General features: G+C 41.0%; 12 protein-coding genes. All 12 read left to right on the forward strand.

Annotated elements, in window-relative coordinates; all coding sequences use genetic code 11:
* Position 1: 1 nt before the first annotated feature.
* The 12 genes from J9318_RS02585 to mreD all read left to right on the forward strand — a co-directional run bounded on the left by J9318_RS02585 (position 2) and on the right by mreD (position 14327).
* Positions 2-1219, forward strand: coding sequence for a type II secretion system F family protein (locus J9318_RS02585; protein WP_210560994.1), 1218 nt, complete (start codon positions 2-4; stop codon positions 1217-1219).
* A gap of 3 nt (positions 1220-1222) precedes the next feature.
* Entirely contained in the window at positions 1223-1729 is a 507-nt protein-coding gene (locus J9318_RS02590) for a hypothetical protein (protein WP_210560995.1), read from the forward strand.
* A gap of 95 nt (positions 1730-1824) precedes the next feature.
* Positions 1825-2388, forward strand: coding sequence for a type II secretion system protein (locus J9318_RS02595; protein ID WP_210560996.1), 564 nt, complete (start codon positions 1825-1827; stop codon positions 2386-2388).
* Between the two features lie 12 nt (positions 2389-2400).
* Entirely contained in the window at positions 2401-2919 is a 519-nt protein-coding gene (locus J9318_RS14095) for a prepilin-type N-terminal cleavage/methylation domain-containing protein (RefSeq protein ID WP_210560997.1), read from the forward strand.
* Positions 2920-2994: 75 nt separating this feature from the next.
* On the forward strand, positions 2995-3510 hold the full coding sequence (locus J9318_RS02605) for a pilus assembly FimT family protein (protein ID WP_210560998.1): 516 nt from the start codon (positions 2995-2997) through the stop codon (positions 3508-3510).
* Positions 3497-4051, forward strand: a complete 555-nt coding sequence (locus J9318_RS02610; RefSeq protein WP_210560999.1) for a type IV pilus modification PilV family protein — start codon at positions 3497-3499, stop codon at positions 4049-4051. Before J9318_RS02605 ends, J9318_RS02610 begins: the two co-directional genes overlap by 14 nt.
* Positions 4051-4875 carry a PilW family protein gene (locus tag J9318_RS02615; RefSeq protein WP_210561000.1) on the forward strand — a complete coding sequence of 275 codons (825 nt, stop codon included), beginning with the start codon at positions 4051-4053 and terminating at the stop codon, positions 4873-4875. The genes J9318_RS02610 and J9318_RS02615 overlap by 1 nt, the downstream gene beginning before the upstream one ends.
* Positions 4865-5341, forward strand: a complete 477-nt coding sequence (locus J9318_RS02620; protein WP_210561001.1) for a hypothetical protein — start codon at positions 4865-4867, stop codon at positions 5339-5341. Before J9318_RS02615 ends, J9318_RS02620 begins: the two co-directional genes overlap by 11 nt.
* Positions 5334-11723, forward strand: a complete 6390-nt coding sequence (locus tag J9318_RS02625; protein WP_210561002.1) for a LamG domain-containing protein — start codon at positions 5334-5336, stop codon at positions 11721-11723. Before J9318_RS02620 ends, J9318_RS02625 begins: the two co-directional genes overlap by 8 nt.
* A 151-nt stretch (positions 11724-11874) precedes the next feature.
* The gene (locus J9318_RS02630) at positions 11875-12918 is read left to right on the forward strand and encodes a rod shape-determining protein (protein WP_155696002.1); all 1044 of its coding nucleotides are present in this window, start codon (positions 11875-11877) and stop codon (positions 12916-12918) included.
* Positions 12919-13005: 87 nt separating this feature from the next.
* Positions 13006-13839 (forward strand): rod shape-determining protein MreC, encoded by an 834-nt coding sequence (mreC, locus tag J9318_RS02635; protein WP_210561003.1) that lies wholly within the window; start codon positions 13006-13008, stop codon positions 13837-13839.
* Complete coding sequence (gene mreD, locus J9318_RS02640) at positions 13839-14327, forward strand: rod shape-determining protein MreD (protein WP_210561004.1); 489 nt, start codon at positions 13839-13841, stop codon at positions 14325-14327. Before mreC ends, mreD begins: the two co-directional genes overlap by 1 nt.
* Position 14328 lies beyond the last annotated feature (1 nt).

Here is a 14328-nt window from a genome sequence, read left to right on the forward strand (position 1 = left end):
GATGCCATTTTTCTTGTATGAAGCAAAAGATGCCAAAGGCAAGAGCATTCGAGGCCAGATTGAAGCCACGAATGAAGGTGCAGCCGCTGACGTATTATTAGCGCGTCAGGAGTACCCGACGAAAATTACGTTAACTGAGGAAAAGGAAGAGGGCTCCGGTTTATTCGATAACCTTTTTGATCGAGTCACGACTCAGCATCTAGTTGTTTTTTCGAGACAAATGTATTCGCTTACTAAAGCGGGTATTCCTATGATAAGAGCAATTTTAGGCTTAGCGGATAGCTCGACTAATAAAGCTTTAGGTCGTACACTTGCAGATGTTGCTCAACAATTAGAACGAGGTCGTTCGTTGTCGGCCGCGATGGCAAGTCACCCTAAAATCTTTCCGCGTTTAGCGATAAGTATTGTTCATGTAGGTGAAAATACCGGTCGATTAGAAGATGCATTTTTACAGTTAGCTGAATACTTTGAGCGTGATGAAGAAACGAGAAAGCGCATCAAGTCAGCTATGCGTTATCCAACCACGGTTTTAGTCGTAATAGTTATCGCTATGTTTGTATTAAATTTATTAGTGATACCAACGTTCGCGACCATGTTCTCAAAACTAGGCGCAGACTTACCTTTAGCAACCAAGATCTTAATTGGCACTTCAAATTTCTTTGTTAATTATTGGCAGTGGTTGTTTATATTTATTATTGGCAGTATTTTGATATTCAATAGCTGGCGAAAGTCAGCATCGGGACAATTACGCTGGGATAAAATTAAATTATCGATACCTTTTGTTGGCTCAATTATTGAACGAAGCCTATTAGGGCGATACGCTCGAAGTTTCTCAATGATATTAGAGTCTGGAGTGCCTATGACTTCTGGCTTGTCACTAGTTGCAGAGGCGGTCGATAACAAGTTTATGGAAACGCAAATCAAAGAAATGCGCCGTAACATAGAAAAGGGCGACTCTTTGTTGAGAGTATCTGTAAGTAGTAATTTGTTTTCACCATTAGTGTTACAAATGGTGGCGGTAGGTGAAGAAACTGGACGAGTGGATGAACTGTTGAAAGAGGCTGCTGATTATTATGAACGAGAAGTTGATTTTGATTTAAAGAGTTTAACAGCAAAGATAGAGCCGATATTAATAGGTTTTGTGGCAATTATGGTTGGTGTGCTAGCTCTCGGTATATTTACACCTATGTGGGACATGATGTCTGCATTCAAAGGTTAGTAGATGAAAAATCTGCGGCAACAAGAAGAGTCATTAACAGAACACTGGTTTTTTCGAGTGTTAATCGGACTTATGCTAATTGCTGTGTTGTTTTTTACTGCTAGTCGCTATTTGTCAGACGTATATGACGATGTGGGCGAATACAAAGCATCATTAATGGCGGATAGATTTGTAAAGTCGGTTAGCCATATGCATCAACAATGGATTACCACGGGCAAGCCAACGCTTATGACGCTCGATTATTATGAAACTGCGAGCAGCTCAAAAGAAATTGAAGTGCAGATGAATAAATCTGGTTGGCCATTGAATATTGGTACAGATTCGGGCTTGTTGAATTGCGAGCAACTTTGGATTTATTTTGCCGAAACGGAATTAATAGAAAGTGACGCATCAACAATTGAAATTGTACAGCAACGTACATCGTGTTCTTACTATTGGCAAAGCGGTGGCGTTAATAAAAAAGTACTTGAATATGATGTACATGTCGGTCGAATGACTCAGAACCATTAATTTCCTGATAAATTTACCGATATAGTAGGATAACTGTTTTAACAACGACAATTTTTATATAGACTAAATTTAAATTTTTACTGAGGTTTTAAAAAATGAAAAGACAACAAGGTTTTACGTTAATCGAGCTAGTAATCGTTGTGATTATTCTTGGTTTCTTAGGTGCAGCTGCTGTACCTCGTTTATTAGATGTGACAGACGATGCACGTGACGCTTCAGTAGAAGGTGTTGCTGGTGGATTTGCTAGTGCAGTTGGCCTTGTTCGTGCTGAATGGGAACTAGCTGGGCGTCCAAGCGGTAATACAAATATTAATTACGATGGTATTGCATTAGACGTAACAGATTCAGGTTACCCTGCTGGTAATTCAAATGAAGCAACAGCGTCAGCAATGACAGCTTCAAGCTGTGAGTTTGTATTCCAAAGCATGTTCCAGTCTGCGCCTACAACGGTAATTGCAGATGGTGCTAACACTTATGATGGCGAACGTTACATTGTCCGTTTTTCTGCAAACAATGAGTGCCAGTTTGTCTTAGCTCAAGGTTTAGAAAATGGTGACACAATATCTGCAACCTATGTAAATAACGGTGCGACAACTGCTGATCGTCAAGGTTTTGAATATAATGCCGATAACGGTCAAATTACAGTATTCAAAAACTAGTAAGGATATACGATGAAAAACACTCAACAAGGTTTCACGTTAATCGAGCTGATTATCGTAATTGTTATTTTAGGTATTCTAGCCGTTACTGCTTCACCTAAGTTTTTAGATTTACAGGGTGATGCTAAAGCCTCTACTGTTCAAGGTCTATCTGCATCTTTAAAAAGCGCATCGAACATTGTTTATTCAAAAGCGTTAGTGCAAGGTAAAGCAAATGCTGCGACTGAGACGACAACAAATCCAGCTATTTCTGTTATTTACGGTTACCCAGCTGCTGAATCTATGGCCGCTATTTTAGATATTTCTCAAGTAGCAGCTTCAAATTCGGCAGTAGCTGAAGGCATTGATTGGGAAGTTGCAGTAAATTCTGGCGGCACAGCGGCTCGAATCTACCCAGCAGGTTCTTATGATGGCGATGCTGCATTTTCTAGTGACACAGCATGTTATGTAGAGTTTACAGAAGCATCTGCGTCAGGTAGTCCAGCAGTAATAACTCCAGCATCTGTAACATTAACAACAAGCGGTTGTTAAGTTAGACGATTGTAAATATATAGAGGCAAAATCTTTGCCTCTTTTTAATCAGAGGTTCCGATATTGAGGAGCAAATTGATCAAGTCAGCGGGTTTTACACTTGTTGAATTAATCGTAGTAATTCTCCTGATTTCAGTATTAGGGATCACCGTATTGCCAAAACTGCAAGGCACCTCTGAATATCAACTCATTTCCCAACGCGATCAACTGGTGTCTTTATTAAGAACCGTTCAATCTCGCGCAATGCAAAACACTCAAGATGATACGTTTACATGTCACCGAGTTTTATTTCTAGCCGATAAAATAGGCTTGTCTGCCCAAATTACGGCAGGCGCCAATACCGGTGGTTGCGCTACAGGCGTTGTGGATACAAGCAATAATCAAACACTAGATTTTTTGGTTATTGAAGAGCTATCAAGTTATACGGCGACAAACCGTCAAGGAAGCGCCATCTCTACAATAGATTTTGATAGTTGGGGGCGTGCCATTACGAATGTCGGAAATTGCACAAAGCCAGGCTGCAAAATTACAATAGAGACTAATTACGCGGTGTGTATTAACAACCAAGGTTATATCAATGTTTGTCAATAATAAGGGATTTACATTAATTGAACTTATTGTCGGAATAGTTGCCTTATCCGCGGCATTGCTGTTACTTACTGGAGTGTTGGTCCCACAGGCAGAAAAAAGTACGAATCCTTGGTTTCAGGTACGCTCAGCAGAATTAGCCCAGTCTATAATGAATGAAATAAATGCACGTCGCTATGACGAGAATTCTCCGACTGGAGGTAGCTTAATTCGTTGTGATGAGGCGGGTGGAACGGCATGCGTAACTGCGCTCCCTGTTTGCCCAACTCCGGGACAACCCCGCGATTGGGTAGAGGAGAACAGTCGAGATGTTTATGATGATATTGACGACTTTCATTGTTTAAGCCTTTTGGGCGATCAAATCACGAACATAGAAAACACCAGTTTATTGGAAGTATATAGAGCATTTACGGTCAATGTTTATGTTACTTATGCGGGTAATGACCTTGGTTTAAATCCGAGATTAGCGAAACGAATTACGGTCTCAGTAACACCACCAAAAGGTGAAGTTATCAGTTACACGTCATACAGGACTAACTATTAATGACCAAGTTAGCACGGCGTGATGATAACCAAGGTTTTACTTTGATAGAGCTAGTACTCGTCATTGTGATTCTGGGCATATTAGCAATTGCAACATCAAAGTTTATTGTGTTTGGCACACAAATCTATTTGCAAGCAACCGATCGCCAACATGTACTAAGTAAAAGTCGTTTTGTTGTAGAGCGACTAACCAGAGAGTTAAGAGCTAGTGTGCCAAATAGCGTGAGGATTTCACCAGATAGAGCCTGTATAAACTTTGTACCAATTAAAGCATCAGGGGCGTACCGAGATGATGCAAATGCTATCCAACCGCCGTTTTCACCAAAGGCTGGGACAGAAATTGATATTGTAAGTTGGTCAGGCAGTTATGCTCTAAATGATCGTTTTTATGTGTTTCCGCAAACATCTCGTGATATTTATTTATCAGATACTCAGTGGGCGTCTATTTCAACTGCAACACCAAATCCTACAAGCCCCAACTATCGTATAACGCTTACTAGGAATAATACGTTTCCATTTTCATCGCCAAATAAACGTTTTTATACGGCGCGAACGTCGGTTTATTATTGTTTAGCTAATAATAGTATTTACCGATATGAGCAGCCGTCGATATCAGGCTTTTTCTTTCCCGCAAACGTGGTTGCGGCATTTGGAGACTTAATGGCCGAAGGTTTAACGAATGACTTAGCGCTAGAGCCACCTTTTAATTATAGACCTGGGGCTTTGTATCGAAACTCTGTGGTGAACTTGTATTTTGAATTTGCCGCAAATCAAAGTGAAAATATGTTTTTTAATCAAGAGGTACATATTCCAAATGTTCCTTAATGTCCGTTCAAATAAAAAAGCGCTTCAACGCGGCAGTAGTTTAATTGTTGCTGTATTTTTAATTGTGGTTTTTGCGATTTTAAGTTTAGGGATCACCCAAACTATTTCGTCTAGTACCGATCAGAACATTAATGAAATATTAGGCACGCGAGCTTTGTTAGCAGCGGAGAGTGGCAATGAAATTGCGCTACAGCAATTGTTCCCAATCAGTGGTGTAGTATCTAGTTGCGTGGCAACACAGCAAACCTATTTTTATACAGATGGATTGCTACATTGTAACGTAGTCACAAGTTGTAAAGAGCAAACGGTTTCGGATGTTAGCTATTATCAAGTTGTAAGTACCGGCATTTGCAAAGCCTTATTACAGGGATCCAATGTCAATAAACAGTCAATCGATTCAAGATGTTTAGCCAATGAGCTATGCGTAAGTAGAACCATAGAAGTTGAGGCAATTGCAAATGAATAACAAATTGCTTTTTTCCATTATGTTTCATTCGTTAGTGATATCTACGGCTGCAATTCTGCTTGCTCAACCGGTGCAAGCCGAAGGTTTTGAAGACTCTGTGGTTACCGGCGTAAAAACGCAATACAACGATACGACATGGGCAGCGTCAAACTTAATTGATGGCAATGACAGAACACGCTGGTTGAGCCGAGATCAAACTAACGATATTAACTTTCTTTTAAGCTCAACGGGCGATCCCAAATGTTTTGAAGGGCTTAAATTAAAAAATTACACGAATAGCGGCCGCAATATAAAAGAGTTTGCCTTACTGACCACCTCTGACGATGCCCTTGCTGGTGACTTTGGAACGGCTGGCTGGCAACCAATTGTAGCGGAACAAAACCCCACGGGTCTGATCAATTATTTAAGCTGGGCGCAGGGGGCTCGCATAGTTAGCATCGATGCAGAATACAACGCAACGACGTGGGCAGGCGAACATATTAATGATGGTGATACGTCATCTCGATGGATATCGAGATCGGGCCGAAATATCATTGAATATAATTTTGATACTGATTGGAACGGCACTACGGGTGACGGGATCACTATAGACGAACTAGAAGTATTTAATTTTGGTACCGACGACATTGCCGTAAAAGAATTTCAAATAGAGTACACAACGGACGGTGTGACTTGGCAACGACTAGAAGTACCAAGCTCTATGGCTGGCGATCCTGAGTATATTTTTTCGAGGGATATTGACGGAGGAATATTAGGTCTTGTTGATAGTGCGTACAACAATACAAACTGGACAGGCGATCACATTAATGATGGTGATCAAAATACGCTTTGGTTAAGTCGTAAAGGTAATAATAGTATTGAATTTACTTTTGATCCTAGCAGAAATGGTATATCAGGTGCCAATGGCGATCTAAACGACTTGTTTAATCTTGATCAAATTAGGCTGATAAATTACGGCGAAAACGACGACCGTTCCATTAGGCAGTTTCAAGTAGCGGTAAAGACGCTTAGTAACCCTAATTGGCAGAAACTAACGGTGCCTGGCGCACAAGTAGGCGAAGCTAATTATAACTTTGCGTTGTCATATCACGGCGGCTTATTATCCGAAATTAGCAGTCAGGTAAACACCACAAATTGGGGCGCCGACAACATTCATGACGGTGATCAAAACACGAGATGGTTATCGCAAGATCAAAGCTCTCAATTGGCGTTTCGTTTTGATGCTAATGAAGACGGCGTTGCAGGGGAGCCAGAAGATCAATTTACCTTTGAAGAGTTTTACATGCTCAACTATGGCAATGACGATCGATCAATAAAGCAGTTCCAAATCCAAGTTACTACAGCATCAAATAATACTTGGCAGAATATCCCCGTTCCAGGCGCTGCGATTGGTGATGCAAACTTTAACTTTGCATTAGTAAATAATGGTACCACTCTAAATGCTATCGATAGTGAACTGAACGCTACGAGTTGGGCCGCCGCTAATATACATGATGGTAATTCTCAAACACGTTGGCTTAGTCGTAAAAGTAATAATGTTTTGGAGTTTGGCTTTTCTGAAGCTCCATTTATGTTTGAGCGCTTAGTATTGCAGAATTATGGCGATGACGATCGTTCAATAAAAGAGTTCCAAATAGAAGTGCTTACCGCTAATTCTTTAGGTTTATGGAAACTTCTTCCAGTGCCTGGAGCGACAATAAATGACCCTAACTTCAACTTCGCACTGGATAATAATGGTGCTGAACTAAGCTATATTGAGTCAGAGTACAATACGACGTCGCTCGCTGCAAAAAACATTCATGACGGCGACGAGAGCACGAGGTGGCTTGCGAGAAAGAGCCATACTAAGCTCGACTTTGTTTTTGACGTTAACGGTAATGGCGTTATCGCGGAAGCAGGTGATAGGTTCACCGTGGAACGAGTGTATATAAAGAACTACGGGAATGACGACCGATCAATTAAAGACTTCCAATTAGCTTACCAAACGCTGACGGATACTAATTGGCAATATATCCAAGTACCAAATAGTGTTGCAGGAGTCGCTGGTTATGACTTTGTTTTGCCCGCTCATGGTGGCTCCATATCACGTGTAGATTCAGAATATAACAGCACAAGCTGGGCCTCAAAAAATATACATGATGGCAACTATTCAACTCGCTGGTTAAGTCGTAAACAAGATAACGAAATCGACTTTACGTTTGATACCGATCGTGATGGCGTATCAGGTGATAGTATTAATCTCGATACAATTGAATTGATTAACTATGGTATTGACGATCGCTCAGTTGCTACTTTCTCTATTCAATACCAGCAAGCTGGCGGTGCTTGGCAGAACGCACAACTGCTTGATGGTAGTGAAACGATTAACGCGGCGATGAACAATGATGTACAAACATGGTCAATTAAACCGCTCGCAAATGTTACCGCGGTGCGCTTTAAAACTTATACCAATCACGGCGATCCTAGCTATACAGGGGTCAGAGAAATAAGACTCAAAGGTGCTACAGTTGGACCAACTTATTCATTCCAAGCCCAAATGAGCACCGCCGGCCAATATTTTGAGTTAGACAACAGTAACTTGCCAACTGACATAACGGCATTTAGGTTAGAAACCGTGACAAACCATGGTGATCCAAGATACACAGGTGCCGCTGAATTTAGAATACTTGGGCCGTCGATTAGTGAAACGACAATTTTTACTGCGCTTCAATCGGATGCTAAACAGGAATTTATATTGGACTCTGATGATGTTCCAACTGATGTAATCGGCGTTAGACTGCGGACAATTAGTAATCATGGTGACCCAACATATACAGGTGCTAAAGAATTTGAAATTATTGGGCCTGCCGTATCTGAGACAACAATTTTTGAAGCTCAGCAAATAGATACCGGTCAAACCTTTACGCTAGATGCCAATGATGTTGTAAATAATGTTACCGGCGTTAGGCTAGTGACGATAAATAACCATGGCGATCGTAGTTACATTGGGGCCAGAGAGTTTGAAGTTAGAGGATCGTCGGTTACCGAAAGCAAGACGTTTGAAGCGCAAATGGGGCTAGCGCCACAGTCCTTTAGGCTGGATCCGGAAGACATCGCGAATCAGGTTACAGATGTAAAGTTTATAACGATAAATAATCATGGTGATCCAAGTTACATAGGTGCGCGAGAAATTGAAATATTGGGGCAATCTGTAACACCGGCACACTCGTTTTATTTGCCACAATCAAAAGGACCTCACCAAATTGTTTTAGATGATGAGGATAAGGTTTCCGGCGCCACGGGGGTAAGATTTATCACCATAAATAATCATGGAGACCGAACGTATACCGGTTTGACGGAACTAAGAATTTTAGGCACCGCAATTACTCCAAGTTATATTTTTAAAGGCGAAAATACCACACGTCTCCAAGACTTCAGTTTTGATTCGACGAATGCCAAGTACTTAAGGCTGCATACTATGACGAGTTATGGCAGTTCCAGCGACGCGGCAGCAGCCGAATTATCTTTAGTAGAGGGAAACTGTGCGTCTGGACAATGGCGACTTGACGAGTTTAGTTGGGATGGTTCAGATGGTGAAGTATTAGATAGTTCAGGTTCGGAGTTTCATGGCAAAGCCCTAGGCTTTGGCAATGGAACTGGTGCCAACACGGCTTTTCTTGATTCCGCCATTGCAGGGTCACCTGGCACTTGTCGATACGGGGTATTTGATGGTGTGGATGATTACATTGAAGTTGAAGACCGTGACAGCCTAGACAATACTTCGCAGATAACATTATCTGCCTGGTTCAAAGCCGATAGCCTTAGGCAAACCAATGGTACTAATGCGAGAGGGCTATTATCGAAGCGACCTGACTTTAATAGCAATATCTCATACGGGATGTTTTTCTTAAACGGCGGTAATAACAGGCTTTATATAGATATTGATGGTCACAATAATCGCTTTGCAACACAAACTAGGTTTAATACGGATCAGTGGTATCACGTTGCAGTTGTGTTTGATGGCTCCTTGCCAAGCAACGAACGCGTCAGTGTTTATGTGGATGGTGTGTTAGATGGTAAGTACCGAGAATCGAGTACTCTTATCCAAAATACCAATTCTAATTTTTACATCGGCAATCTATACACCGGCACAAGAGTTTTAAAAGTATTTGACGGGAGTATTGATGAAGTTAATGTTATTCCTTTTGCATACTCTCAAGGTCAAATAAACAAGCTGATGCGACAAACTCGACCTTGTGCTGCAGGATTAGATCATATTGAAATTAGTCACAGTGGATCTGGTGTATCTTGCGCTGCGCATACGGTAAACCTTAAAGCTTGTGCAAATGCGGACTGTTCAGCGCTATATACGGGCTCTAATATAGATTTTACGCTACAAAAGGACGTTGCCGGCGTGATCACGGATTTAGCAACTTACACTATTGATGGCACTACAGGTGTACTTAATAATGCTCAGTTTGTTGAGACAAATACCGGTGTCTTTAGTTTCACAGGTGATGCTTCCTTGGCTACTAATGTCGAATGTGTAAATACAAGTTCAGGCAGCAACTCATGTGATTATAATGTATCTGCTAGTGGCTATATTGTAACGTCCGGCAATAATAATACCGCGCAATCATGTACTACAAACTCATTTGTTATCCAGGCTGTTAAATCTCCGGATACGGGGGTCGGTGGTGCATGCGTGCCTGCGTATGCAAGTGGCAACTTCCCACTTACGTTTAGTTATAGTTATGTAAACCCAGATGGATCATCCGTTTTGAATACGGCCTCGGCAAACATTCAAGGTCAAGTACATACTGCAAGTCAAACAGGGTCTGCTGTAAACGTAGCATTTGATGCCAATGCACAAGCTCAAATCGATGTTTCATATGTGGAAGCCGGGCAGATTTCAATTGTTGTGAATGATGCGGATGGTAAACTTTCTAGTACTTCTGCAGTTTTAGGGTACATACCAAGCAAACTATCTGCTCAATGGGCGGATGGCAATGCAAATAATTTAGCTGCTATTGATGAACAAGTCGTGATCTCAGGTCAGTGTGCAGACGGCACTGTGCTGCAAAACTATGTACCGTCAGGAAAATACTTAGTTCAAGCCAATAGAAGCATGCCGTCAGATGCTGAAATTCTGTCGGTTAATTCCTCTCTCACCCCTAATGACTTAGAGAACTTAGTTATCGCCAATAGCGTTAATATTGTACCGAACTCAAGTGGTGACATAGTTGATGTTAGCGCAAGTGCTAATACTAACGTGCTAGATTTAAATTATGATGAGGCCGCAAGGTTGCAACTGACATTTACTGACACCGACTATTTAGGTCAAAGTATTACAACGGACAGTGCTCTAGACGGTTTTTTTGCAATTAATCATTACAGCGCATCAGTCAATACGCCAACGCTAGCTAGTTCTTGCAACATGTTTTCTTATATTGGACAAGAAATTGATTGGAGTACTAAACCGGAAGTAACCTTAACGGCGCGAAACGCTATTAATCAAGTGACGCAATTTGCAGACGTCTTAAATTATTGGCAACAAAACATTACTGATATCAGTACTGGAATGATAGGCAATACTTACGTTGAAAACACACCAAACGCCAACAACACAATTGGCGTGAACAACAGTAACCTTTCTATCGCAGAAATCGACCTTGATAAAGTTGATGGCAGTCGTAGCTATCAAATTTCCAATCAATTACTGCAATATTTGAAAACTCGAACACCCGATATACCATTTAATGCAGATGTTAATTTAACAATACCAGCCAGTGCCTTCATTGATAGTTTTGGTATAGGTATAAAAAATGACAATACAGATACAAGCTTTCAGGCGGTCGTTTTTAGTAATATTGTAGGGCCCGAATTAGTTTATGGTCGCATGAAAGTTGATAATGCATTTGGCTCAGAGTTGCAAGATTTGCCATGGCGAGGGGAATTACAAATGTTCAACTCAAGTAGATTATGGCAGCGACAAGAAAATGATAGTTGTACCGTTTTCTCGCAAGACGCTATAACTATCGATGGTTTAAATCAGTTTGACGTTATTAATAATCCACCGAAATACACGTTAGACACGACTAATGCGCCAACGCAGTTAGTTAATTTTGAAACTCAAACAAGCGTAACGGCGATATCAGGCTTTATATCTTTGCCATTTGCTGCGCCGGGGAATTTGAACATAGGTAGTGTAAATATAGACGTTGATTTAAGCTTAGATAATTCATTCTTGAGATGGGATTGGGATGCAAGCGGTACAGGCACATTTACTGATGCAGATGGTGATGGTATCGATGATGCACTCGATTTAAACTTACCAACAACGAAAGTTACCTTCGGACGATTCCGTGGTAATGAACGAATTATTTACAAAAGAGAGCGTTAGATTGTAAAGAGGGGTAAATTAAAGCCACTTTTTGTAATTAAATCACTGAAAAGTGCATTTGTTTACAATACACTCTTGCTCAGTCAATAACCGTTAGGTAAAGTTAGTGGTTATTATCTTGATGAAGTTTTCCAAAGGAAGTTAAAGCGCCATGTTCAAAAATCTGCGCGGCATGTTTTCAAACGATTTGTCTATCGACTTAGGTACGGCAAACACTCTTATTTATGTTAAAGACCAAGGAATTGTTCTTAATGAACCTTCAGTAGTTGCTATTCGTCAAGAACGAGCTGGTGGCCCTAAAAGTGTAGCCTCAGTGGGTGGCGAAGCGAAAAGAATGTTGGGTAGAACGCCAGGCAACATAAAAGCAATTCGACCAATGAAAGATGGTGTAATAGCCGACTTTTATGTTACTGAAAAAATGTTACAACACTTTATAAAACAAGTGCATAGCAACAACTTTTTACGTCCAAGCCCACGAGTGTTGGTTTGTGTCCCTTGTGGTGCAACTCAAGTCGAGCAAAGAGCTATTCGAGAGTCGGCTTTAGGCGCGGGTGCTCGTGAAGTATTTTTGATTGAAGAGCCTATGGCTGCAGCAATCGGTGCAGGCCTGCCGGTTTCTGAAGCAACCGGCTCAATGGTGGTTGATATCGGTGGTGGTACTACAGAAGTGGCTATCATCTCACTAAATGGGGTTGTGTATTCGTCGTCTGTTCGTATAGGTGGCGACCGCTTTGACGAAGCAATCATTAACTACGTTCGTCGTAATTTTGGTAGCTTAATTGGTGAAGCTACAGCTGAACGTATTAAACAAGAGATTGGTTTTGCTTATCCATCTCAAGATGTAAAAGAATTAGAAGTGCGTGGTCGAAACCTAGCTGAAGGTGTTCCACGTTCATTCACACTAAACTCCAATGAAATTTTAGAAGCCTTACAAGAGCCATTATCTGGCATTGTTAGTGCGGTTATGGTGGCATTAGAGCAATCACCACCAGAGCTAGCTTCTGATATTTCAGAGCGCGGTATGGTATTAACAGGTGGTGGTGCTTTACTTAAAGACCTTGATCGCTTGTTAATGGAAGAAACTGGTATTCCAGTGATTATTGCTGACGACCCACTAACTTGTGTTGCTCGTGGTGGTGGTAAAGCATTAGAAATGATTGATGTTCATGGTGGAGATGTATTTAGTTACGACTAAAGCGTCTTGTTAGGCTCGTCATTCCATGAACCATTACGGCAGTTTCGACTGCCGTTTTGCTAACAAACGATATAACTTAGGTACCGTATGAACCCCATTTTTGGCGCAGGGCCAGCACTTTCGTTAAGATTTGCCATTGTCTTTGTACTTAGCATTGTAGCCATGACTGTTGATGTTTATACAGAAAGCTCTAAACAAATTCGTAGCACCCTAAATAGCTTAGTTGCCCCTATTCAATATATTGCAGATTTGCCTCAGCAAAGTTTCGATGCGGTTTCAAAATACGCCGCTCGTAAACAATTTATATTAGATGAGAACACCCGCTTAAAAAACCTTCAGCTCATTCAAAATGAAAAGCTTCAGCGTTATCAAATGCTGTTGAATGAAAATAACAAATTACGGGCTTTACTTGATACTAATGCTCGTATTGAAGCGCGTAAAGTTGTCGCAGAAATTATGGCCGTTGCTAGCCATCCATACTCTCATAATGTATTAATTGATAAAGGTCTAAGTGATGATGTGTTTCAATCACAGCCCGTCATTGACGAATTAGGTGTAGTTGGACAGGTGATATCAGCAGGCAACAATACTGCACGCGTCATACTATTAACGGATCAAACACATGCAATACCGATTCGAAATTTAAGAAATGATATTCGTGGTATTGTCAGTGGAACAGGGGTTATTAACCGTATGGTTTTAAATAACATTCCTCATGATACCGATATTAAAGTTGGCGATAGACTCATTACTTCGGGTTTAGGAGGGGTATTTCCAGATGGTTACCCAGTTGCAAAAGTGACCGAAGTGAAAGTAGATTTAAGTCAGCCTTTTTTAAAAATTACTGCTGTGCCAATTGCGCAAGTCAATCGCCTAAGGCATGTATTGTTGTTATGGCCTGAAAAAAAGGAAAGTGAATAATGGCGAAGGTTGGTGGTTCACCTTGGTGGTTTATTGGCATCACTATTTTTGTTGCGCTTATACTGAGCATTATGCCATTGCCACTAGAGTTAAAAGCATTCCGTCCCGACTGGCTAGCATTAGTGTTAATCTACTGGACAATGGCTTTACCGCATAGAGTCAACGTTGGGGTTGCCTGGATGCTCGGGTTTATTCTAGATATTCTATTGGGTACGGTTTTAGGTGTTCACGCCTTAGCTATGTCGCTGGTGGTTTATATATCTGCAAATAATTTTCAGAAATTACGCAACTTTTCTGTCTGGCAACAAGCGGCGATTATTTTTGTATTCTTGATTTTGTATCATTTCGTGATTTTTTGGAGTAATCGTTTTTTAATTCAGGTTACTTTTTCCATAGAATATCTATATCCAGCGTTAACAAGCAGTCTTTTTTGGTTATGGCTATTCCCAGTGCTTCGCGGCTATCGTCGTCGCTTTAAAATTCGATAAG

The organism is Psychrosphaera aestuarii, from assembly GCF_017948405.1.
Classification (GTDB): Bacteria; Pseudomonadota; Gammaproteobacteria; order Enterobacterales; family Alteromonadaceae; genus Psychrosphaera; species Psychrosphaera aestuarii.

Bases quoted from the DNA above. Each gene is read 5' to 3' on its own strand.
- J9318_RS02625 (WP_210561002.1), top strand. From the start codon at position 5,334: ATGAATAACAAATTGCTTTTTTCCATTATGTTTCATTCGTTAGTGATA.
- J9318_RS02610 (WP_210560999.1), top strand. From the start codon at position 3,497: ATGTTTGTCAATAATAAGGGATTTACATTAATTGAACTTATTGTCGGA.
- mreD (WP_210561004.1), top strand. From the start codon at position 13,839: ATGGCGAAGGTTGGTGGTTCACCTTGGTGGTTTATTGGCATCACTATT.
- mreC (WP_210561003.1), top strand. From the start codon at position 13,006: ATGAACCCCATTTTTGGCGCAGGGCCAGCACTTTCGTTAAGATTTGCC.
- J9318_RS02595 (WP_210560996.1), top strand. From the start codon at position 1,825: ATGAAAAGACAACAAGGTTTTACGTTAATCGAGCTAGTAATCGTTGTG.
- J9318_RS02630 (WP_155696002.1), top strand. From the start codon at position 11,875: ATGTTCAAAAATCTGCGCGGCATGTTTTCAAACGATTTGTCTATCGAC.
- J9318_RS14095 (WP_210560997.1), top strand. From the start codon at position 2,401: ATGAAAAACACTCAACAAGGTTTCACGTTAATCGAGCTGATTATCGTA.
- J9318_RS02620 (WP_210561001.1), top strand. From the start codon at position 4,865: ATGTTCCTTAATGTCCGTTCAAATAAAAAAGCGCTTCAACGCGGCAGT.
- J9318_RS02615 (WP_210561000.1), top strand. From the start codon at position 4,051: ATGACCAAGTTAGCACGGCGTGATGATAACCAAGGTTTTACTTTGATA.
- J9318_RS02590 (WP_210560995.1), top strand. From the start codon at position 1,223: ATGAAAAATCTGCGGCAACAAGAAGAGTCATTAACAGAACACTGGTTT.
- J9318_RS02585 (WP_210560994.1), top strand. From the start codon at position 2: ATGCCATTTTTCTTGTATGAAGCAAAAGATGCCAAAGGCAAGAGCATT.